This is a genomic window from Curtobacterium sp. MCSS17_015, from assembly GCF_003234265.2.
In the GTDB taxonomy this organism is placed as follows: Bacteria; Actinomycetota; Actinomycetes; order Actinomycetales; family Microbacteriaceae; genus Curtobacterium.
The window spans coordinates 1,108,882-1,128,662 of record NZ_CP126256.1 but is presented as its reverse complement, the minus strand read 5'-3'; the positions used below and the strand labels follow the sequence as shown (position 1 = coordinate 1,128,662).

Annotated in this window: 20 protein-coding genes; 2 read left to right on the top strand and 18 right to left on the bottom strand. The window is 71.8% G+C overall.

Annotated elements, in window-relative coordinates; genetic code table 11:
* Window positions 1–100 precede the first annotated feature (100 nt).
* From der to DEJ18_RS05255, 14 genes are all read right to left on the bottom strand, one after another.
* Window positions 101–1,621, bottom strand: a complete 1,521-nt coding sequence (gene der / locus DEJ18_RS05320; protein WP_111081120.1) for a ribosome biogenesis GTPase Der — start codon at window positions 1,619–1,621, stop codon at window positions 101–103.
* Between the two features lie 72 nt (window positions 1,622–1,693).
* The gene (cmk, locus tag DEJ18_RS05315; RefSeq protein ID WP_111211327.1) at window positions 1,694–2,389 is read right to left on the bottom strand and encodes a (d)CMP kinase; all 696 of its coding nucleotides are present in this window, start codon (window positions 2,387–2,389) and stop codon (window positions 1,694–1,696) included.
* 164 nt (window positions 2,390–2,553) lie between these two features.
* Window positions 2,554–3,705, bottom strand: a complete 1,152-nt coding sequence (locus tag DEJ18_RS05310) for a prephenate dehydrogenase (RefSeq protein WP_111211232.1) — start codon at window positions 3,703–3,705, stop codon at window positions 2,554–2,556.
* Between the two features lie 94 nt (window positions 3,706–3,799).
* The gene (locus DEJ18_RS05305; protein WP_258376997.1) at window positions 3,800–4,552 is read right to left on the bottom strand and encodes a pseudouridine synthase; all 753 of its coding nucleotides are present in this window, start codon (window positions 4,550–4,552) and stop codon (window positions 3,800–3,802) included.
* Between the two features lie 689 nt (window positions 4,553–5,241).
* Window positions 5,242–6,093, bottom strand: coding sequence for a hypothetical protein (locus tag DEJ18_RS05300; protein WP_220034350.1), 852 nt, complete (start codon window positions 6,091–6,093; stop codon window positions 5,242–5,244).
* Window positions 6,090–6,857: an SMC-Scp complex subunit ScpB gene (gene scpB, locus DEJ18_RS05295; protein WP_111081123.1), complete on the bottom strand. Its 768-nt coding sequence runs from the start codon at window positions 6,855–6,857 to the stop codon at window positions 6,090–6,092. The genes DEJ18_RS05300 and scpB overlap by 4 nt, the downstream gene beginning before the upstream one ends.
* On the bottom strand, window positions 6,847–7,740 hold the full coding sequence (locus DEJ18_RS05290) for a segregation and condensation protein A (RefSeq protein WP_502866255.1): 894 nt from the start codon (window positions 7,738–7,740) through the stop codon (window positions 6,847–6,849). Before DEJ18_RS05290 ends, scpB begins: the two co-directional genes overlap by 11 nt.
* Window positions 7,724–8,602 (bottom strand): ParA family protein, encoded by an 879-nt coding sequence (locus tag DEJ18_RS05285; protein ID WP_111081124.1) that lies wholly within the window; start codon window positions 8,600–8,602, stop codon window positions 7,724–7,726. Before DEJ18_RS05285 ends, DEJ18_RS05290 begins: the two co-directional genes overlap by 17 nt.
* 127 nt (window positions 8,603–8,729) lie before the next feature.
* The gene (locus tag DEJ18_RS05280) at window positions 8,730–9,551 is read right to left on the bottom strand and encodes an SseB family protein (RefSeq protein WP_111081125.1); all 822 of its coding nucleotides are present in this window, start codon (window positions 9,549–9,551) and stop codon (window positions 8,730–8,732) included.
* A 7-nt stretch (window positions 9,552–9,558) separates the two neighbouring features.
* The gene (priA, locus tag DEJ18_RS05275; RefSeq protein ID WP_111211234.1) at window positions 9,559–10,305 is read right to left on the bottom strand and encodes a bifunctional 1-(5-phosphoribosyl)-5-((5-phosphoribosylamino)methylideneamino)imidazole-4-carboxamide isomerase/phosphoribosylanthranilate isomerase PriA; all 747 of its coding nucleotides are present in this window, start codon (window positions 10,303–10,305) and stop codon (window positions 9,559–9,561) included.
* 20 nt (window positions 10,306–10,325) lie between these two features.
* Complete coding sequence (hisH, locus tag DEJ18_RS05270) at window positions 10,326–10,964, bottom strand: imidazole glycerol phosphate synthase subunit HisH (RefSeq protein WP_111081127.1); 639 nt, start codon at window positions 10,962–10,964, stop codon at window positions 10,326–10,328.
* On the bottom strand, window positions 10,961–11,563 hold the full coding sequence (gene hisB, locus DEJ18_RS05265; RefSeq protein WP_111211235.1) for an imidazoleglycerol-phosphate dehydratase HisB: 603 nt from the start codon (window positions 11,561–11,563) through the stop codon (window positions 10,961–10,963). Before hisB ends, hisH begins: the two co-directional genes overlap by 4 nt.
* Entirely contained in the window at window positions 11,560–12,666 is a 1,107-nt protein-coding gene (locus DEJ18_RS05260) for a histidinol-phosphate transaminase (protein ID WP_111211236.1), read from the bottom strand. The genes hisB and DEJ18_RS05260 overlap by 4 nt, the downstream gene beginning before the upstream one ends.
* A gap of 75 nt (window positions 12,667–12,741) precedes the next feature.
* Window positions 12,742–13,155 carry a LysM peptidoglycan-binding domain-containing protein gene (locus DEJ18_RS05255; RefSeq protein ID WP_349775059.1) on the bottom strand — a complete coding sequence of 138 codons (414 nt, stop codon included), beginning with the start codon at window positions 13,153–13,155 and terminating at the stop codon, window positions 12,742–12,744.
* Window positions 13,156–13,361: 206 nt separating this feature from the next.
* On the opposite strand from DEJ18_RS05255, the gene lexA reads away from it, so the two are divergent.
* Entirely contained in the window at window positions 13,362–14,006 is a 645-nt protein-coding gene (gene lexA / locus DEJ18_RS05250) for a transcriptional repressor LexA (protein ID WP_111081130.1), read from the top strand.
* Between the two features lie 89 nt (window positions 14,007–14,095).
* On the opposite strand, the gene hflX is transcribed toward lexA, so the two are convergent.
* Window positions 14,096–15,640 (bottom strand): GTPase HflX, encoded by a 1,545-nt coding sequence (gene hflX, locus DEJ18_RS05245; protein WP_111211237.1) that lies wholly within the window; start codon window positions 15,638–15,640, stop codon window positions 14,096–14,098.
* Window positions 15,641–15,701: 61 nt separating this feature from the next.
* Between hflX and DEJ18_RS05240 the strand changes: the two genes are divergently transcribed.
* Window positions 15,702–16,313, top strand: coding sequence for a class I SAM-dependent methyltransferase (locus tag DEJ18_RS05240; protein ID WP_111081132.1), 612 nt, complete (start codon window positions 15,702–15,704; stop codon window positions 16,311–16,313).
* Window positions 16,314–16,344: 31 nt separating this feature from the next.
* On the opposite strand, the gene dapF is transcribed toward DEJ18_RS05240, so the two are convergent.
* The 3 genes from dapF to miaB are packed head-to-tail and all read right to left on the bottom strand — an operon-like array spanning window position 16,345 to window position 19,731.
* Window positions 16,345–17,235 carry a diaminopimelate epimerase gene (dapF, locus tag DEJ18_RS05235; protein WP_111081133.1) on the bottom strand — a complete coding sequence of 297 codons (891 nt, stop codon included), beginning with the start codon at window positions 17,233–17,235 and terminating at the stop codon, window positions 16,345–16,347.
* On the bottom strand, window positions 17,232–18,251 hold the full coding sequence (gene miaA / locus DEJ18_RS05230) for a tRNA (adenosine(37)-N6)-dimethylallyltransferase MiaA (protein ID WP_111211238.1): 1,020 nt from the start codon (window positions 18,249–18,251) through the stop codon (window positions 17,232–17,234). The genes dapF and miaA overlap by 4 nt, the downstream gene beginning before the upstream one ends.
* The gene (miaB, locus tag DEJ18_RS05225; protein WP_111211330.1) at window positions 18,238–19,731 is read right to left on the bottom strand and encodes a tRNA (N6-isopentenyl adenosine(37)-C2)-methylthiotransferase MiaB; all 1,494 of its coding nucleotides are present in this window, start codon (window positions 19,729–19,731) and stop codon (window positions 18,238–18,240) included. The genes miaA and miaB overlap by 14 nt, the downstream gene beginning before the upstream one ends.
* Window positions 19,732–19,781: the final 50 nt, after the last annotated feature.

Sequence of the window (19,781 nt, the reverse complement as noted above, 5' to 3'; positions counted from 1 at the left end):
CACGGCTCCGGCTGAGAACACGAACGGCCACCAACGCGGTGACGTCGATGGCCGTTCGTGACCGGTGCCGCGGGGAGCGCTCCGGCTCCCCGTTGCGGGGTCAGCGCTTCCGGCGCTCGCGGACGCGCATGTTGACCACGATCGGAGTGCCGTCGAAGCCCCAGACCTCGCGGAGACGTCGGGTGATGAAGCGGCGGTACTGCGGGTCGAGGAACGCCGACGTGAACAGGACGAAGGTCGGCGGCTGGCTCGACGCCTGCGTGGCGAACAGGATGCGGGGCTGCTTGCCGCCGCGCACCGGGTGCGGGTGCTCCTGCACGAGTTCGGCGACGAAGGCGTTGACCTTGCCCGTCGGGATGCGGGTGTCCCACGACTCGAGTGCGGTCTCGAGGGCGGGCACGAGCTTCTCGAGGTGACGTCCGGTACGGGCCGAGATGTTCACACGAGGAGCCCAGGCGACGTGCGCCAGGTCCTGCTCGATCTCGCGCTCGAGGTAGCGGCGTCGCTCGTCGTCGAGCAGGTCCCATTTGTTGTAGGCGAGGACGAGGGCGCGTCCGGACTCGAGCACGAGGTCGATGATGCGGAGGTCCTGCACCGAGACCGGCTCCGTGACGTCGAGGACGACGACGGCGACCTCGGCCTTCTCCAGCGCGGCCGTCGTGCGGAGCGAAGCGTAGAAGTCGGCGCCCTGCTGCATGTGCACGCGCTTGCGGATACCCGCGGTGTCGACGAAGCGCCAGGTCTTGCCGCCGAGCTCGATCTGCTCGTCGACCGGGTCACGGGTCGTCCCCGCGAGCTCGTTGACGACGACGCGCTCCTCGCCGGCGGCCTTGTTGAGCAGCGAGCTCTTGCCGACGTTCGGGCGTCCGAGGATCGCCACGCGACGCGGCCCACCGATCTCCTGCTTCGCGACCGCGGACACGTCCGGCAGCGTCGCGATGATGAGGTCGAGCAGGTCTGCGACACCGCGACCGTGCAGGGCCGACACCGGGTGCGGCTCGCCCAGCCCGAGGTTCCACAGCGCGTGGGCCTCGAGGTCGCGGCGCTCGTCGTCGGACTTGTTGGCGACGACGATCACGGGGCGGTCGGTGCCGCGCAGCATCTTGACGACGTGCTCGTCGGTCGCGGTGATGCCGACCGTGACGTCCACGACGAAGAGGACCGCGTCGGCGAGGTCGATCGCGACCTCGGCCTGAGCGGCGACCGAGGCGTTGATGCCCTTCGCGTCGGGCTCCCATCCGCCGGTGTCGACGATGGTGAAGCGCTTGTCGTTCCACTCGGCCTTGTAGCTGACCCGGTCTCGCGTGACGCCCGGCGTGTCCTGCACGACGGCTTCACGGCGGCCGAGGATGCGGTTCACGAGCTGCGACTTGCCGACGTTCGGCCGTCCGACGATCGCGAGCACCGGGAGGGCCGGCAGGTACGCGACCCCGTCGACACCGAGCTTGCCGGCTTCGAGGAGCGCGATGTCCTCGTCGTCGAGCTCGTAGTCCTCGAGCCCGGCGCGGAGCGCGCTCGCACGCTGGTCCGCTTCGGCCTCGTCGATGTCAGCGAGCCGCTCGCCGAGGGAGTCGTCGTACTCGGGGAAGTCGTCGTCGCTTCGGTCGTCCAGCTGCGCCATGGTGGTTTCCTTGCCGGCGGCCGGGCGGCCGCGTGTTCGTGGTCCAGTTGCGGCCGTGTGGCCGCCTTGTCGTCAGTTCGTGGCCGAGCGGGCCAGATCGACCACCGCCTGCACGGTCTGGTCGAAGTCGAGGTCGGTGGAGTCGAGGGTGGTGACGCCGTCGGCGGCGTTCATGAAGTCGACGACCTTCGCATCGGCAGCATCCCGACGGGCGAGGGCGGCCGAGGTCTCTTCGGCCGACTGGGTCGTGACCTCTGCCGACCGACGTGCCATCCTAACGGATTCGTCGGCGGTCAACAGGATGCGGACTTCGGCGTCCGGCGCGACGACCGTCGTGATGTCGCGCCCCTCGGTGATGATCCCCTGCCCATCGGCCATCCGCATGACCTGGCGGAACAGCGAGACGAGCTTCGCGCGGACGTCGGGCAGCTTCGAGATGTGCGCGACCGCGGCCGTGACCTCGGGCGTGCGGATGGCGTCGGTGACGTCGACACCGCCGACGCGCACGTAGTAGTCGTCGGGATCGGTTCCGATCTCGTAGTCGAAGTGGTCCCAGCTCGCGAGCACCGCTGTCGGGTCGTCGAGGTCGATGCCCTGCTGCAGTGCGTGCCAGGCGAGCGCACGGTAGGCCGCGCCGGTGTCCTGGTACCCGAAGCCGAGCGCACGGGCCGCAGCACGGGACACGCTCGACTTGCCGCTGCCGGCGGGACCGTCCACGGCGATGACGAACTTCGCGACGAACGCGCCGGCCGGGAGCCCGGCGGGCATCGGGTCGCGCGTCGAGCCCAGTTCACCGGCGCCCTGACCGTCCGGACCGCCGGTGACGTCCCCACCGCCGAGCGGGCCGGGCTGGTCGGCGGGGGTCGGCAGACCGGCGTCGGGCCCGTCCGGGCCTCCGGTCACGCCGGACTCGAGTGCGGTGTCGTGGTCGTTCAGGCCCATGCTGCTGCGATCCTCCATCCGCGACCCTCGAGTTCCTCGACGAGTCGCTGTTCGTGCTCGGGGACGACCGACACCTCGACGATGCCGATCTGCGCCCGTGGCGAGTGCTCGAGGTGCAGGTCCTCGAGGTTGATGCCGAGCTCCCCGATGGTGGTGAGGAGTGCGGCGAACTGCCCGGGCCGGTCATCGATGAGGACGACGACCCGGGCGAAGCGGGTGGTGGAGCCGTGCTTGCCGGGCAGCCGCTCGACCCCGCGGTTGCCGGATGCGATGGTCTCGGCCAGGCTCCGGGGCGACCCGGGGGCCGTCGGATCGGCGAGGGCGCCGATCACCCGGTCGAGTTCGTCCCGCAGGTCCGTCAGCACCGGTCGGATGTGGGCGGCGTTCGCCCCGATGATCTGTACCCAGAGCCCGGGGTCGCTCGCAGCGATGCGGGTGACGTCACGCACCCCGCCGCCAGCGAGCCCGAGGGCCTCCCCGGGAGCGTCACGGAGCCGAGACGCCATCAGCGTCGACACCAGCTGCGGCACGTGCGAGACGACGGCGACCGCCTGGTCGTGCGACTCGGGGTCCATCGGGACGACGGTCGCACCGAGGTCGAGCGCCAGGTCCTCCACCGCGGCAGCTCGGTGGTAGGTGATGTCGTCGTGTCCGGCGATCACCCACGGTCGACCGATGAACAGGTCGGCCCGGGCGGCGGTGGGGCCGCTACGCTCTCGACCGGCCATCGGGTGCGAGCCGATGTACCGCGAGACGTCGGCGCCGACGGCACGGAGCCGTTCGAGCGGCCCCGACTTGACGCTGGCGACGTCGGTGACGACGGCGTCCGGGAAGGCGGCCAGTTCGCGTTCGACGACGGCGGCCGTGACGTCCGGCGGCACCGCGACGACGATGAGCTCCGGCGCGTCACCCGGCGACGGACGACGCCCGGCACCGTAGTCGACGGCGAGCGCCAGCGCGGCCGGGGACACGTCGTCGAGGACGACGTCCACCCCCTTGTCACGCAGGGCGAGCCCGATCGAGGCGCCGAGCAGCCCGGTGCCGACGATCCGGACCGGCCCGCGGAGGCGCCGGTCCGTCTCCGACGGCGAGCGGTCGTCGGAGACCGGTGCGTCGGGGGTGTTCGTGCTGGCGTCGGTCACGCGGCAAGCCTAGCGAGGGGTGCTGCTCGGCAGCGGGACGGCGCCGGGCCTGTGGAGAACTCCCCACACGCTCCCGGCGCCGTCCGTGGCCTCGTCAGTCCGTGCTCTCCGCGTCTTCGTCGCCCGTGCGGGTCCCCGCCGTCCGCGCGATGCCGAGCAGCTTGCCGAGCTCGACCGTGGTCAGCTCGCGCACCTGACCGGGCGCGAGGCTGCCGAGCTGCAGCGGTCCGAAGGACCGTCGGACGAGCTCGAGGACCGGGTGCCCGACCGCTTCGAGCATGCGGCGGACGATCCGGTTGCGACCGGAGTGCAGCGTGATCTCGACCAGGGACTCCCCGCGCGAGGACTCGAGCAGACGCGCCTTGTCGGCGGCGATCGGCCCGTCCTCCAACTCGATACCGTCGAGCAACAGCTGCAGGGTGGACGGCGTCATCGTGCCGTCCACCTTCGCGACGTACGTCTTCGTCACACCGAACGACGGGTGGGCCAGCACGTGCGCGAGTGCGCCGTCATTCGTCAGGATGAGCAGGCCGGCGGTGTCGTAGTCGAGGCGGCCGACGTTGAACAGTCGCTCCTCGAACCGGTCGACGAACCGGGAGAGGTCCGGACGGTCGTGCTCGTCCTGCATGCTCGAGACCACACCGGTCGGCTTGTTGAGGACGACGTAGCGGCGGGAGGTGTCGGTCTGCACCGGCACACCGTCGACGGCGACCTCGTCGGTGTCCGGGTCGACGCGACGACCGAGCATGTCGGCGACCTCGCCGTTGACGGTGACACGTCCCTCGGCGATCAGGTTCTCCGCGACACGACGGCTGGCGACGCCCGCAGCGGCGATGACCTTCTGCAGGCGCTCACCACCCTCCTGGAGGTCCGGCTCGCCTCCGTCGGTCGTCGTCCCGTCCGCCGGGTCCCAGTCCGGGATGATCGGGCGTTCGGGCGTGCCCTCGGCGGGACGACCCGCGTCGTCCCGCTCGCCGGCGGGCAGGGGCGTCGTGCGCTTGCGTGCGGGGTCATTGCGCGGGCTGGTCGTGCCACCGACGTAGCGGCGGCCGTTGTGCCAGACGCTGCTCGGGGCACCGTCCGGGCTCCGACGGTCGTCGCGGCGCGGGTCGCCACCACGCTCGGCACCCCGGTCGTCCGGGCGACGGGTCGCCCCGCGGTCGTCACGGCCTCGGTAGCCACCGCGCTGGTCGTCGCGGCCGCCACCGCGGGAGTCACGTCCCTGGTAGCCGCCACGCTCAGCGCCACCGCGGGAGTCACGTCCCTGGTAGCCGCCACGCTCACCGCCACCGCGGGAGTCACGTCCCTGGTAGCCGCCACGCTCACCGCCACCGCGGGAGTCACGTCCCTGGTAGCCGCCACGCTCACCGCCACCGCGGGAGTCACGTCCCTGGTAGCCGCCACGCTCGGCGCCGCGGTCGTCGCGCGGCCGGTCACCGCCGCGGTACCCGCCGCGCTGGTCGTCACGACCACCGGCGCCGGGCCGACGGTCGGAGTCGTCGCGGCGCACGAAGCGGCCGCGGTCGTCGTCCCGGCTCACGAAGCCACCACGGTCGTCCGATCGACGGTCGGAGCTGCGCGCGTCGCGGTCCGGACGTCCGCGGAACCCACCGGAAGACCGGTCGTCACCGCCGCGGTACCCACCGGAACGGTCGTCACGGCCTCGGAAGCCACCCGTCGGACGGTCGCCACCACGGTCGTCCCGCCCTCGGAAGCCACCGGAGGACCGGTCGTCCCGCCCACGGAAGCCACCGGTCGGACGATCCCCGCCCCGGTCGTCACGCCCACGGAACCCACCGGTCGGACGATCCCCGCCCCGGTCGTCACGCCCACGGAACCCACCGGCCCCGCGGGCGTCGTTCCCGCGGTACCCGCCCCGGTCGCCGGCACCACGCTCGTCGCGCCCGCGGGACCCACCGCGGTCTGAGGACCCGCGGTCGTCGCGACCTCGGAAGCCACCCGTCGGACGGTCGCCACCGGCACGGTCGTCGCGCCCGCGGTACCCGCCCGTCGGACGGTCGCCGCCGCCCGATCGGTCGTCACGCCCGCGGTACCCACCGGCACCCCGGTCGTCGCCGCCGCGGTACCCACCACGGTCGCCGCCAGCACGCTCGTCGCGCCCGCGGTACCCACCGCGGTCACCGGCACCCGCACCACGGTCGTCGCGCCCGCGGTACCCACTGCGGTCACCGGCACCCGCACCACGGTCGTCGCGCCCGCGGTCGTCGCGCCCGCGGTCGTCGCGCCCGCGGTACCCACCGGAGCCGGCCCCGTCACGTCCGCGAGGTGCGTCGTCACGGCGACCCGCGCCTCCCGGCCGGTCACCGCCCGCGCGTCCGGAGCCGCCGCGGCGGTCGCCGTCTCGTCGTGGTCTGTCGTTCTGGTCAAACCCGGCCATCGGGGATCCCTTCGGTCTGCCCGAAGCCGTCCGCGCCGTCCTCGAGGAGGGGCGAGATGAGCGGAAGCTCGTCGAGCGAGTTGATGCCGAGCTGCTGGAGCAGCAACTCGGAGGTGACGTAGTTGATGGCGCCGGTCTCGGAGTCGGTGAACGACTCCTCGATGAGGCCGCGCGCGACGAGGGTCCGGACCACGCCGTCGACGTTGACGGCCCGGATCGCGGCGATCTGGGAGCGGGTGATCGGCTGCTTGTAGGCGACCACGGCCAGGGTCTCGAGGGCTGCCTGGGACAGCCGTGCGGGACGCTCGGCCTCGACGAACTGCTCGACGACCGCGTCGAGTTCGGCGCGGACGTAGAAGCGCCAGCCGCCGCCGACCTCGCGGAGTTCGAAGCCGCGACGGACGGTCCCGTCGACACCGTCGAAGTCGGCGACCAGACGGTCGACCGCCTGTCGGACGACGGCCACCGGTTCCCCGACGGCGGCGGCGAGCGCGACGAGGGACTGCGGTTGGTCCGCGATCATGAGGATGGCTTCGAGCTGTCGGTCGACGGGGGCGTCGACCGGAGCAGTGCCCACATCGCCGGACGCAGCGTCCGCGTCCTCGACATCGGCGCCGACCTCAGCACGACCCGCTGTCGTTGCCCGGAGCGCGAGTTCGAGCGCTCGGGCGTCCTCGATCTCGTCGGAACCACCCGGCTCGGCGGACCCACCGGCGCGGGCGCGAGCACCGCGAGCATGCACGTCATCCGTCATAGTCGGCTCCCAGGTTCGCGAGGCTCTCGTCCGTCCAGTCGAGCGCGGTCCACCGGAGGATCAGTTCCCCGAGTGGTTCGAGTTGCTCGAACGAGATGGAGGCGTTCCGGTACAGCTCCAGGATCGCGAGGAAACGAGCCACCACGATACCCGCCTGGTCGACGCCCGCGATCAACTCGCGGAAGGTCACCTCCGGGGCTCCCTCTTCCGCGCGGGTGCGGAGGACCGACACGACGATGGCGGCCTGCTCCCGGATGCTCACCGCGGGGGCGTGCAGGTGGTCGAGTCCGACGGTCGGGATCTCCCGTGGGGCGAAGGCCAGCGCCGCCATCGCCGCGAAGTCCTGCACGGACAACGTCCACACCAGTTCCGGCGTCCGGGCCCGGAACCGTTCCTCGAGCCGGACGCTCCGGACGTGCCGTCGGGACTCGGTCGCCCAGCGGTCGCCGAACCATTCCGCGGCCTGCTTGAACGCCCGGTACTGCAGCAGTCGTGCGAACAGCAGGTCACGGGCCTCGAGGAGCGCGACGTCCTCGGCGTCGACGAGTTCGCCCTGCGGCAGCAGTCCGACGATCTTCAGGTCGAGGAGCGTCGCCGCGACGACGAGGAACTCGCTCGCCTCGTCGAGTTCATCGCTCGACTCGGCCTGGCGCACGTACGCGATGAACTCCCCCGTGACCGCACTCAGGGCGACCTCGGTGATGTCGAGCTCGTGCTTCGTGATGAGCGAGAGCAGCAGGTCGAACGGTCCGTCGAAGTTGCTGAGACGCACCCGGAACCCGGGTGCCGTCGTGGTGCCGACCGGCGCGTCGCGCGCGTTATCGACGGGTCCGGGCGTGCCGGACGGGAGGCTCGTGGCCGGGTCCTCAGGCGACGGCGCCACGCTGGACGAGCTCTCGGGCCAGCTGCCGGTAGGCGTGCGCCGCGGCGTGCTCGGGAGCCGTCTGCGTGATCGGCCGTGCGGACACCGTGGCGTCCGGGAACTTCACGGTGCGCCCGATGACGGTGTCGAGGACACGGTCGCCGAACGTCTCCACGACCCGCTCCATGACCTCGCGCGAGTGCAGGGTCCGCGAGTCGTACATCGTCGGCAGGATGCCGTCGAGCGTGAGCGCGGGGTTCAGGCGGTCCCGCACCTTGTCGATCGTCTCGATGAGCAGGGCGACACCGCGGAGCGCGAAGAACTCGCACTCGAGCGGGATGAGCACGCCGTGCGCCGCCGTCAGGGCGTTCACGGTGAGGAGGCCGAGCGAGGGCTGGCAGTCGATGAGGATGACGTCGTAGTCGTTCGACACCTTCCGCAGCACGCTCGCGAGGATCTGCTCCCGGGCGACCTCGTTGACCAGGTGCACCTCGGCCGCGGACAGGTCGATGTTCGCCGGGATGACGTCCAGCAGGGGCACGTTGGTCGGCTGGATGACCTGGTTCGGGTCCTTCACGGCGCCCATGAGCAGGTCGTAGACGGTGGGGATGTCGTGCGTCCGCACCCCGAGACCGGCGGAGAGGGCGCCCTGCGGATCGAAGTCGACCGCCAGGACCCGGCGACCGTACTCGGCGAGCGCCGCGCCGAGGTTGATGGCGGTGGTGGTCTTGCCGACCCCGCCCTTCTGGTTGCACAGCGAGATGATGCGCGCGGGACCGTGGCCGTCCAGCTCGTCCGGCACGGGGAACGCCCGCACGGGCCGACCGGTCGGACCCGTGACGATGTCGCCGGTACCGGAGGCTGTCGTCGGGATGCTGCTCACTCGGCCATCGTACCGGCGTGGCCGCGGGTGGCCGGGCCGCACCGCCGGTCGGGGCGAGCGGCGGTGGTTGCGCGGGCGGGTCCTCCCGGCCGACACACCGGGGTGGACGGCCGCGCGGTCGCGCGTGTCAGGCGGCGCGCAGCGCGACGCGCATGCTGTCGACCCGCTCGGCGATCACCGGATCGGTGGCCCATCGCTGCTGCAGGCGGCCGACCAGTTCACCGATCTGCTCCCGGTCGAGTCCGGCGACGAGCCGGAGGCCGACCGTGAGTTCGGGCCCGGCGAAGCGCGACAGCGGGTCCCCCGGCGACAGTTCGACCCGGACCACGGCGGGCTCGGTCTCGATCGTGCCCGCGAAGGCCCGCGCCACCTCAGGGTCCTCCGAGCACGGCGTCCACGGCAGGTCCTGGCCGAGTGCCCACACCGCGGGGCGGCGCAGGACGAACTCGGTCGTGGCCGTCGGGTCGAGCACGACCAGCTGCGTGTCCTCGCTGGCCGCGGCCATCGCGACCCGGCGGGACTCGACCGGGATCGGGCGCGCGTCCGCGTCCCAGGCGCGCATCGCCTCGACCGAGGTGAACGCCGGCATCACCGCGCGACCGTCCGGCCCTGCGACCGTGACGATCGAGAGCTCCTGGGTCTTGTCGACGATCCGACCGTCCGGGGTCTCGCCGACGTCACCTGCCTCGGCGACGAGCGGGATGAGCAGTCGTGCCGTCCGGAGTGCCGCCACGACCGCCGCGTGGGACCCGCCGTCGGCGACGGCGGTGATCGCCGCGACGAGGGCCGGGTCGGCCAGCCCGTCGTCCTCGGTGAACGTCGTGTCGTGCGCGTCGAAGGTACGGCCGGCCCACGGGTTGCCCGCCGAGTCAGCGGCGTGCGCGTGGTCGTGCACTGCCTGCTCGTCGGCGTCCGGACCCGCGCCGCGGCCGTTCGAGATGCCCGCCACGGAACGACTACTCCGACGCGATGTCGAGCGCGGCCGGCAGCGTGAACGCGCCGGAGTAGAGCGCCTTGCCGATGATGGCGCCCTCGAGGCCGTGCGGCACGAGCTCGCGGAGCGCCCGCAGGTCGTCGAGCGTCGAGATGCCCCCGGACGCAACGACGGGCTGGTCGGTCCGGTCGCACACCTGGCGCAGGAGGTCGACGTTGGGCCCCTGCAGCGTGCCGTCCTTCGTCACGTCGGTGACCACGTACCGCGCGCACCCGGCGTCCTCGAGCCGGTCGAGCACCTCCCACAGGTCCCCGGCCTCCTCGGTCCACCCGCGGCTCGCGAGGGTCGTGCCACGGACGTCCAGGCCGACGGCGATCTGCTCGCCGTACTGCCCGATGACGCGTGCGGCCCAGTCGGGGTTCTCCAGCGCGGCGGTGCCGAGGTTCACCCGGGCGGCGCCGGTGGCGAGGGCGGCCTCGAGCGAGGCGTCGTCGCGGATGCCGCCGGAGAGCTCGACCGAGACACCCTCGACCTCGCGGATGGCGTGCGCGATCACCCGTCGGTTGTCGCCACGACCGAAGGCCGCGTCGAGGTCGACGAGGTGGATCCACTCCGCGCCCTGGTCGCGCCAGGTGCGTGCCGCGACGACGGGGTCGCCGTACCCGGTCTCACTGCCGGCTTCGCCCTGGGTGAGGCGCACCGCCTGGCCGTCGACGACGTCGACGGCCGGCAGCAGGACGAGGGGTTGGGTGGTGGAGAGCTCGGTCATGGTCCCGTCGGGATCGGGGGTCACAGCGACGAGACCCAGTTGCGGAGGAGGCGGATGCCCGGCTCACCGGACTTCTCCGGGTGGAACTGCGTGGCACTCAGCGGGCCGTTCTCGACGGCGGCGACGAAGCGTTCCCCGTGCTCGGCCCAGGTGAGCTTCGGCGCGCGGAACGGCCCGTACGCCTCGAGCGGGAAGTCCGTGACGCCGTAGGAGTGCACGAAGTAGAACCGTTCGTCACGGAGACCGTCGAACAGGACCGAGTCCTCCGGGGCCTCGACCGTGTTCCACCCCATGTGCGGCAGCACCTCGGCCTCGATCGGTTCGACGACGCCGGGCCACTGGCCGAGGCCCTCGACGTCGGCGCCACGCTCGACCCCGCGCTCGAAGAGCACCTGCATGCCGACGCAGATGCCGAGCACAGGGCGACCACCGGCCAGGCGGTGATCGACGATCTCGCCGCCGCGCACCCCCTCGAGCTGGTCGACGACCGCGGCGAACGCACCGACACCCGGGACGAGGAGTCCGTCGGCCTTGAGCGCGGCCTGCTTGTCGTTCGAGAGCGTCACGTCGGCGCCGGCCCGCTCGAGGGCCTTCGCGGCGGAGTGGACGTTGCCGGAGCCGTAGTCGAGGACGACGACGTTCGGCCGGGTGGTGCTCACAGCTTGCCCTTCGTGGACGGGATGCCGTCGACGCGCGGGTCGAGTTCGACGGCGCGGCGCATCGCTCGGGCGAAGGCCTTGAACTCGGCCTCCGCGATGTGGTGGGGGTCGCGCCCGTCGAGGACGCGCAGGTGGACGGTGATGCCGGCGTTCATCGTGATCGCCTCGAACACGTGGCGGACGAGCGACCCGGTGAAGTGGCCACCGATGCGGTGGAACTCGAAGCCCGCGGGCTCCCCCGTGTGCACGAGGAACGGGCGACCGGACACGTCGACGACGGCCTGCGCGAGGGCTTCGTCGAGGGGGACGAGGGCGTCGCCGTAGCGGCCGATCCCCGCGCGGTCCCCGAGCGCCTGCCGGAGCGCCTGGCCGAGCACGATGCCCGTGTCCTCGACCGTGTGGTGCACGTCGATGTCGGTGTCGCCCGAGCTCTGCACGCGCAGGTCGATCAGGGAGTGCTTGCTGAACGCCGTCAGCATGTGGTCGAAGAACGGCACGCTCGTCGAGATCTCGGACCTGCCGGTGCCGTCGAGGTCGAGCGACAGGGAGACGGTCGATTCGCTCGTCGAGCGGGTGATCTCGGCGGTGCGCGCGGTCATGCTGCAACCCTAACGGGCGGCTGCTCGGCGGCGACCTGCCGCATGGCGTCGAGGAAGGCGGTGGTCTCCTCCGCCGTCCCGGCGCTGACGCGGAGGTGGTTCGGGATGCCGAGGTCGCGCACGATCACGTCCTGCTCCAGCAGCGACTCGAACGCTGCCCGCGGGTCGGCGACGCCACCGAACAGGACGAAGTTCGACCACGTCTCGTGCGGCTGGTACCCCATGGCACCCAGCTCCGCCACCATGCGGTCGCGCTGCCCACGGATGTCGTCGACCATGCGGAGCATCTCCGGGGCGTGCCGGAGCGCGGCGACCGCTGCCGCCTGTGTCAGGGCGGACAGGTGGTACGGCAGCCGGACCAGGCGGAGGGCGTCGATCACGGCCGGATCGGCGGCGAGGTAGCCGACACGGGCGCCGGCGAAGGCGAACGCCTTGCTCATGGTCCGCGACACCACGAGGCGCTCCCGACCCGGCAGGAGGGTCAGGGCTGTGGGCTGCCCGGGCGGCATGAACTCGGCGTAGGCCTCGTCGACCATCACGATCCCGTCGGTGGCGTCGTACACGGCCTCGATCGTCGCGAGTTCGAGCGGGGTCCCCGTCGGGTTGTTCGGGCCGCACAGGAACACGAGGTCGGGCTGGTGGGCATCCACCGCGGCGACGGCGGTCTCGGGTGAGATCCGGAACTCGGCGTCGCGGTCGGCGGGGATCCACCGGGTCCCGGTCCCCGACGCGATGATCGAGTGCATCGAATAGGTCGGCGGGAAGCCCAGCACGCTGCGCCCCGGGCCCCCGAACGCCTGGAGCAGCTGCTGGATGACCTCGTTGGAGCCGTTCGCCGCCCAGATCGACTCCGCGCTCAGGCCGTGCCCGAGGTACCCGGCGAGGGACTGCCGCAGCTGGGTGAACTCGCGGTCGGGGTACCGGTTGACCGTGCCCAGGGCCTGACGGATCGAGGCGACGATGTCCTCGGCCACGTCCTCCGGCACGGGATGCGTGTTCTCGTTGACGTTGAGCTGCACGCGCACGTGCTTCTGCGGAGCGCCGTACGGGCTCTGCCCGCGCAGGTCGTCGCGGATGGGGAGGTCTTCGAGCGTGGTTGCCACCGATCCATCGTAGGCCGCTCCGGCTCTGCGACGACCGCCCGTCCGGACGGTCACCGGAGCACGACGGCCCTCGGATCAGCGGTCGTACTGAGCCGGGATCGAGATCTCCTGCCCGGCCTGCACGCCCGAGCCGTCGAGCGCGTTGAGGTTCACGACGTCCTGGATGAAGTCACGGGGGTCGGAGTCCGGAGCGGTCTGCTCGGCCAGCTGCCAGAGGGTCTCACCGGACTGGATCGTGACGGTGTCGAAGTGCACGTCCGCCGCACGGTCCCCGGCCGACGCCTGACCGCCGTTCAGCATGGCGAGCCCGACGCAGAGCAGCACCGGAAGGGCGGCGAGGGTCGTGAAGACGACCCGGCCACGGCGGGTGAGACGGAGGCGCGTGCGCGCGACGGGTGCTGCGGTGTGCTGCGAGTCCGCGATGGCGTTGGTGCTCATGTCGTTGCCTTCCTGCTTGCCGTCGGTGCCGGTCGCCCGGGAATGGGTCAACCGAAGCCGTGTACCGAACATACGTTCGACTCAGTGGATACACAAGTCCCCTGAGGGGATCGGTGTGGGTTTTTCGTGCGACACGCTCGAACAGGTGTTTGTCCGACATGTCACGGTCGGATACTGTTTCGAGCGACTGGAGCAAGTCTTCACGGGACCACCGACATTCCCGCGGGCACCGTTCCACTTCCGACGAAGGGCGAGACGTGACGGACGAACTGCGCGGACAGAAACCGTTGACCGCGAAGCAGCAGTCGATCCTCGACGCCATCCGCGCGTCGATCGCCAGCCGGGGTTACCCGCCGAGCATGCGCGAGATCGGCGACGCCGCCGGGCTGTCGTCCCTCTCGAGCGTCTCCCACCAGCTCGGGCAGCTGGAGCTCGGCGGCTGGATCCGCCGTGACCCGAACCGCCCCCGCGCCCTCGAGGTCCTGGTCGACGAGCCCACCCCGGACTCCGACGGCCCGGACGTCGACGCCACGACGCTCGTGCCCCTGGTCGGCCGCATCGCCGCCGGTGTCCCGATCACCGCCGAGCAGCACGTCGACGAGATCATCCCGCTCCCCCGACAGCTCGTCGGGACCGGCGACCTCTTCATGCTCAAGGTCGTCGGCGAGTCCATGATCGACGCCGCGATCTGCGACGGCGACTGGGTCGTCGTCCGGTCGCAGCAGACCGCCGAGAACGGTGACGTCGTCGCGGCGATGCTCGACGAGGAAGCCACCGTCAAGGTCTTCCGGCAGCGCGACGGTCACACCTGGCTGCTGCCCCGCAACACCGCGTTCGAACCGATCCTCGGCGACGCGGCGACGGTCCTCGGCAAGGTCGTGGCGGTCCTCCGCTCCATCTGACCCCCGGTCGGCCCCTGGACGGGACGGGGCGGACGGACGGGAGGCGCGGTGCCAGCCGGCACCGCGCCTCCCGTGGGTCAGACCAGTCGTCAGGCCGAGGCGACGGGCGCGACCACGTACGGGTCGAGTTCTGCGACCTCGCGCTGGAAGACCCGCACCCGCAGGCGCGTGCCCTCCGGTACGTAGTCGAGCGACTCGACCGCGCCGGAGTCGTGCAGCTGCGAGACGAGGTCACCGCGCGAGAACGGCAGCACGACGGTGAGCTCGACGTCGGGCTCGGGCAGGCGGGACTCGATCGCCGCGAGCAGGTCGGAGATCCCTTCGCCCGTCCGGGCCGACACGAACACCGCGTCGGGCGCGAGCCCGACGAGCACCATGCGCTGCGTGTCGTCGACCAAGTCGGCCTTGTTGAAGACGACGACCTCGGGGATGTCGCGGGCGCCGACGTCGCCGATCACCTCGCGGACGGTGGCGAGCTGCGCTGCCGGGTCCGGGTGCGACCCGTCGACCACGTGCACGATGACGTCCGCGTTCCCGACCTCTTCGAGGGTGGAACGGAACGCCTCGACCAGCTGGTGCGGCAGGTTGCGCACGAAGCCGACGGTGTCGGTGAAGGTGAACTCCCGGCCCTTCGACGTCTCGGTCCGACGCACCGTCGAGTCGAGCGTGGCGAACAGCTGGTTCTGCACCAGGACACCGGCACTCGTGAGGCGGTTGAGCAGCGAGGACTTCCCCGCGTTCGTGTAGCCGGCGATCGCGACGCTCGGGACGTCGTTGCGGTCGCGGTCCGCTCGCTTGGCCTCGCGCGCGGGTGTGAACGACGCGATCTGGCGGCGCAACTTGGCCATCCGGGTGTGGATGCGGCGACGGTCGAGCTCGATCTTCGTCTCACCAGGACCACGGGAGCCCATACCGGCACCGCCGGAGACCTGACCACCGGCCTGGCGGGACATCGACTCACCCCAACCGCGCAGACGCGGGAGGAGGTACTCGAGCTGCGCGAGCTCGACCTGGGCCTTGCCCTCGCGCGTGGTGGCGTGCTGGCTGAAGATGTCGAGGATGACCGCGGTCCGGTCGATGACCTTCACCTTGACGACGTCCTCGAGCGCACGGCGCTGCGAGGGCGCCAGTTCGGTGTCGGCGATGACCGTGTCGGCACCGGTGGCCTTGACGACCATCGCGAGCTCCTGGGCCTTGCCCTTGCCGAGGTACGTCGCCGGGTCGGGGTTCGGCCGGCGCTGCAGGAGCCCGTCGAGGACCACGGCACCCGCGGTCTCGGCGAGGGCCGACAGCTCGCGGAGGGAGTTCTCGGCGTCGGAGGCGTCGCCCTGCGCGTACACGCCGATGAGGACGACGCGCTCGAGCCGGAGTTGCCGGTACTCGACCTCGGTGACGTCCTCGAGTTCGGTGGAGAGACCGCCGACGCGCCGCAACGCCGCACGGTCCTCACGGTCGTACTGTTCGCCGTCACCGTCCCAACCCTGCTCGTCCACCGAGCGGGTCTGGATCGCCTGTGCCGGCGCGAAGATGGAGGATGCCGCACGCTTGTCGGCGTTGCGCAGCACCCGTTCGACGACACCGTCTGCGCTGTCGTCGTGGATGGTCTGTTCGTCCTGCTGATGGGATTCCGTCATGCTGTGCACAGGCTACCTCCGGAGCCCTCTGGACACACGGGGTTCCCGGTACGGTTCTTCCATGGCGAACGACCACTACTTCTCGGCCACCCCGGAGAGCCAGGCGCGTCCGCGGCAGATCCGTGTCACGCTCGCCGGTCGGACGCTCGAACTCACCACCGCCGCCGGTGTCTTCAGCCCCGACGGCATCGACCGCGGCACGAGTGTGCTGCTCCACAACGTCCCCGCCCCCGCCGTCGACGGCGACCTCCTCGACGTCGGGTGCGGATGGGGTCCGCTGGCGATCACGATGGCGCTCCGTTCCCCCGACGCGCACGTGTGGGGCGTCGACGTCAACGAGCGGGTCCTCGACCTCGCCCGGACCAACGCCGCCGCCGCCGGGGCCGGCAACGTGACGGTCGGACTCCCCGCCGACGTCCCCGCCGACAAGTCGTTCCGGACCATCTGGTCGAACCCGCCGATCCGTGTCGGCAAGGACGAACTGCACGACATCCTCCGCACCTGGATCCCGCGGCTCGAGGTCGGCGGCGACGCCTGGCTCGTCGTGTCGAAGGACCTGGGCGGTGACTCCCTGCAGCGGTGGCTGCAGCAGACCCTGGCCGACGGCTTCACGGTCACCCGCGCCACGACGGACAAGGGGTTCCGCGTCATCCGGGTGCACCGGACCGCCTGACGCGGGCGGCCCTGCGCCGGCAGACCCGGGTTCAGACCGTGAGGTCGCCCGAGAACACGAGCTCCGCCGGGCCGGCGAGCGACACGTGCTCGCCGTCCTCCGTCGCCGTCATCCGCACCGTCAGGACCCCACCGGGGACGCGCACACGCCAGGTGTCCGGTGCCGCGGATCCTGCCCAGTAGCGGGTCGCGAGAGCAGCGGCGACCGCCCCCGTGCCGCACGACAGGGTCTCGCCGCTGCCGCGCTCGTGCACACGCATGGTGATCTCGCCGACGCCGTCGGTGACGAGCGGGTCACCGGGCAGCACGAACTCCACGTTCGCTCCCGAGGCCGGCGCCGGGTCGAGGACGGGCACGTAGGTGAGGTCGATCCCGGCGAGCTCTTCCTCGCTGGCGACGGCCACGACGACGTGGGGGTTGCCGACGTCGATGCCGAGACCGGGTCGGGCCCGGTCGAGGTCCTTCGCCCGCACGAGGACGTCGTCCGATCCGCCGCCGTCGATGCCGAGCCGCCAGCGGCCGAGGTCCGCGGCGAACCCGGTCGAGGAACGCTGGATGTCGACGACGCCCTTCCGGCTGCCGACGGTCAGGGTCCGCCCGGGAGCGAGGTCGACGAGCCCCGCCTCGGTCAGGTACCGCGCGAACACGCGGATGCCGTTGCCGCACATCTCGGCGACCGAGCCGTCGGCGTTGTGGTAGTCCATGAACCAGGTCGCGTCCGGGTCCTCGGCGAGGATCGCCTGCCCCTCGGGGATGGCGTCGGAGCGCACCGCGCGGATGACCCCGTCGGCCCCGACGCCGAAGCGGCGGTCCGCGATGGCGCGGATGCGGTCGGGGGTGAGGTCGACCGTGGCGTCGGGGTCGGCGAACAGGACGAAGTCGTTGCCGGTCCCGTGTCCCTTGGTGAAGTGCAGCTCGGTCACGGGACGATCCTACGGGCCAGTCCCGACAGCTCCGCGGCCCCGGCACCCGTGACGTCGAGCGCGGTGACGCGGGTCGTGTCCGTGTCGGCGTACCGCTTGAACCAGGACACCTGCCGGCGCGCGTACTTCCGCGTCGCGATGCTGGTCGCCTCGACGGCGTCGTCGATGGTCGCCCCGCCGCGGAGGACCTCGAGCGCCTGGGAGTAGCCGATGGCGGCCCGCGCGGTCCGCCCCTGTTCCAGTCCCCGCTCCCGCAGGCCCGCGACCTCGTCCACGAGCCCGGTGGCGAACATCCGCTCGGCTCGGGTCCGCAGGGCGGCGACGAGCTGCTCCCGGTCACGGCGCAGGTGCAGCACGTGCGCCGGCCGCCACAGTCGCGGGGCTGCCGGGAGGCTCGGGGTGACGCGGTCGGACCGGCTCGCGATCTCGACGGCGCGGATCAGGCGGCGCGGGTTCCGGGCGTCGATCGCGGCGGCTGCCGCCGGGTCGAGTCGGCGGAGCCGTTCGAGGAGGACGTTCGGACCGAGCTCCAGGTGCTCCCGCTCGAGCTGCTCCCGGAGCACCGGGTCCGTGCCGGGGAAGTCGAGGTCGAAGAGCACCGCGGAGACGTACAGCCCGCTGCCACCGACGAGTACCGCGACCCCGCCGTCCGCGGTGATCTCCGCGATCACCGCGCGCGCATCGCGCTGGTACGCCGCCACACTGGCCTCGTCCGTGACGTCGAGCACGTCGAGCTGGTGGTGCGGGACACCGCGGCGGTCGGACTCCGGCACCTTCGCGGTCCCGATGTCCATGCCGCGGTAGAGCTGCATGGCGTCGGCGTTGACGATCTCCGCCCGACGGCCCTGGGCACGATGCCGTTCGGCGAGTGCGAGGGCGAGCTCCGACTTGCCGGTGCCGGTCGCGCCGACCACGGCGACGAGCTCCGCGGCACCGGCCGCCTCGACCGGTGCGCCCTGCCCGTCCCCGACGCTCGGGTCGACGTCGGCAGCGGCGCCCGGGTCAGCGGCCGACACGGAGTGTGGGGAGGCCGAGCGAGACCGGACGCGGTCCGTCGCCCGGCACCGTCGGGGTGGGCACCCCGCACGACTCTGCCTGCGCCCGGTCCCAGGCGTCACCCGCACGGGTCCGGCGGATGCGCAGGGGTGCGTCCGAGTCGGCGACGAGGAAGTGCGGTGCCGTCCGGGTCACCTCGACCGAGACGACGTCGCCTGGTCGCGGAACGTCGGACCCGCTCGGCACCGAGAAGTGCACGAGCCGGGAGTCCTCCGCACGCCCCGAGAGCCGGTGCGTGCTGGCGTCCTTCTTGCCCTCCCCGGTGGCCACGAGGACCTCCAGGGTGCGACCGAGCTGAGCGGCGTTCTCCTCCGTGGTGATCCGTTCCTGCAGCGCGATGAGCCGCTCGTACCGCTCCTGCACGACGTGCTTGGGCAGCTGCTCGGGCATCGTCGCCGCCGGGGTGCCGGGGCGGATGGAGTACTGGAACGTGAAGGCCGTCGCGAACCGGGCCTGCTCGACGACACGCATGGTGTCCTCGAAGTCCTCGTCCGTCTCGCCGGGGAACCCGACGATGACGTCGGTCGAGATGGCGGCGTGCGGGATCGCAGCCCGGACGCGGTCGAGGATGCCGAGGAAACGCTCGCTCCGGTAGCTGCGCCGCATCGCCTTGAGGACCCGGTCGGATCCGGACTGCAGCGGCATGTGCAGCTGCGGCATGACGTTGGGGGTCTCCGCCATCGCCGCGATGACGTCGTCGGTGAAGGCCGCCGGGTGCGGGCTGGTGAAGCGGACGCGTTCGAGGCCCGCGATCTGCCCGGTCGCGCGGAGGAGCTTCCCGAACGCCTGTCGGTCCCCGAACTCCACCCCGTACGAGTTGACGTTCTGCCCGAGCAGCGCGACCTCGATGGCGCCGTCGTCGACGAGGGCCTGGATCTCGGCGAGGACGTCCCCCGGGCGACGGTCCTTCTCCTTGCCGCGGAGGGACGGCACGATGCAGAACGTGCAGGTGTTGTTGCAACCGACGGAGATCGACACCCAGCCGCTGGAGGTCGACTCGCGCTTGGTCGGCAGGGTCGACGGGAAGACGTCGAGCGACTCGAGGATCTCGAGCTGCGCCTCGTCGTTGTGGCGGGCCCGCTCGAGCAGGGTCGGCAACGACCCCATGTTGTGCGTGCCGAAGACGACGTCGACCCAGGGCGCCTTCTCGAGGATGACGTTCTTGTCCTTCTGCGCCAGGCACCCGCCGACGGCGATCTGCATGCCCGGCCGCTCACGCTTGATCGACGCCAGACGGCCGAGGTTGCCGTACAACCGGTTGTCGGCGTTCTCACGCACGGCACAGGTGTTGATGACCACGACGTCGGCCTGCTCGCCCTCGGCAGCGACGTACCCGGCGGCGCGGAGGGAGCCGCTGAGGCGCTCGGAGTCGTGCACGTTCATCTGGCACCCGTAGGTGCGGACTTCGTAGGTACGCGGGCGCGAGGCGACGGTGTCCATGATCGTCCCAGTGTAGAACCGGGCGTGCACGGGACCGGGCAGGAGCCCGT

Bases quoted from the DNA above. Each gene is read 5' to 3' on its own strand.
- hflX (WP_111211237.1), bottom strand. From the start codon at position 15,640: ATGACGGAATCCCATCAGCAGGACGAACAGACCATCCACGACGACAGC.
- cmk (WP_111211327.1), bottom strand. From the start codon at position 2,389: ATGCCCGCCGGGCTCCCGGCCGGCGCGTTCGTCGCGAAGTTCGTCATC.
- DEJ18_RS05240 (WP_111081132.1), top strand. From the start codon at position 15,702: ATGGCGAACGACCACTACTTCTCGGCCACCCCGGAGAGCCAGGCGCGT.
- scpB (WP_111081123.1), bottom strand. From the start codon at position 6,857: ATGACGGATGACGTGCATGCTCGCGGTGCTCGCGCCCGCGCCGGTGGG.
- der (WP_111081120.1), bottom strand. From the start codon at position 1,621: ATGGCGCAGCTGGACGACCGAAGCGACGACGACTTCCCCGAGTACGAC.
- miaB (WP_111211330.1), bottom strand. From the start codon at position 19,731: ATGGACACCGTCGCCTCGCGCCCGCGTACCTACGAAGTCCGCACCTAC.
- priA (WP_111211234.1), bottom strand. From the start codon at position 10,305: ATGACCGAGCTCTCCACCACCCAACCCCTCGTCCTGCTGCCGGCCGTC.
- hisB (WP_111211235.1), bottom strand. From the start codon at position 11,563: ATGACCGCGCGCACCGCCGAGATCACCCGCTCGACGAGCGAATCGACC.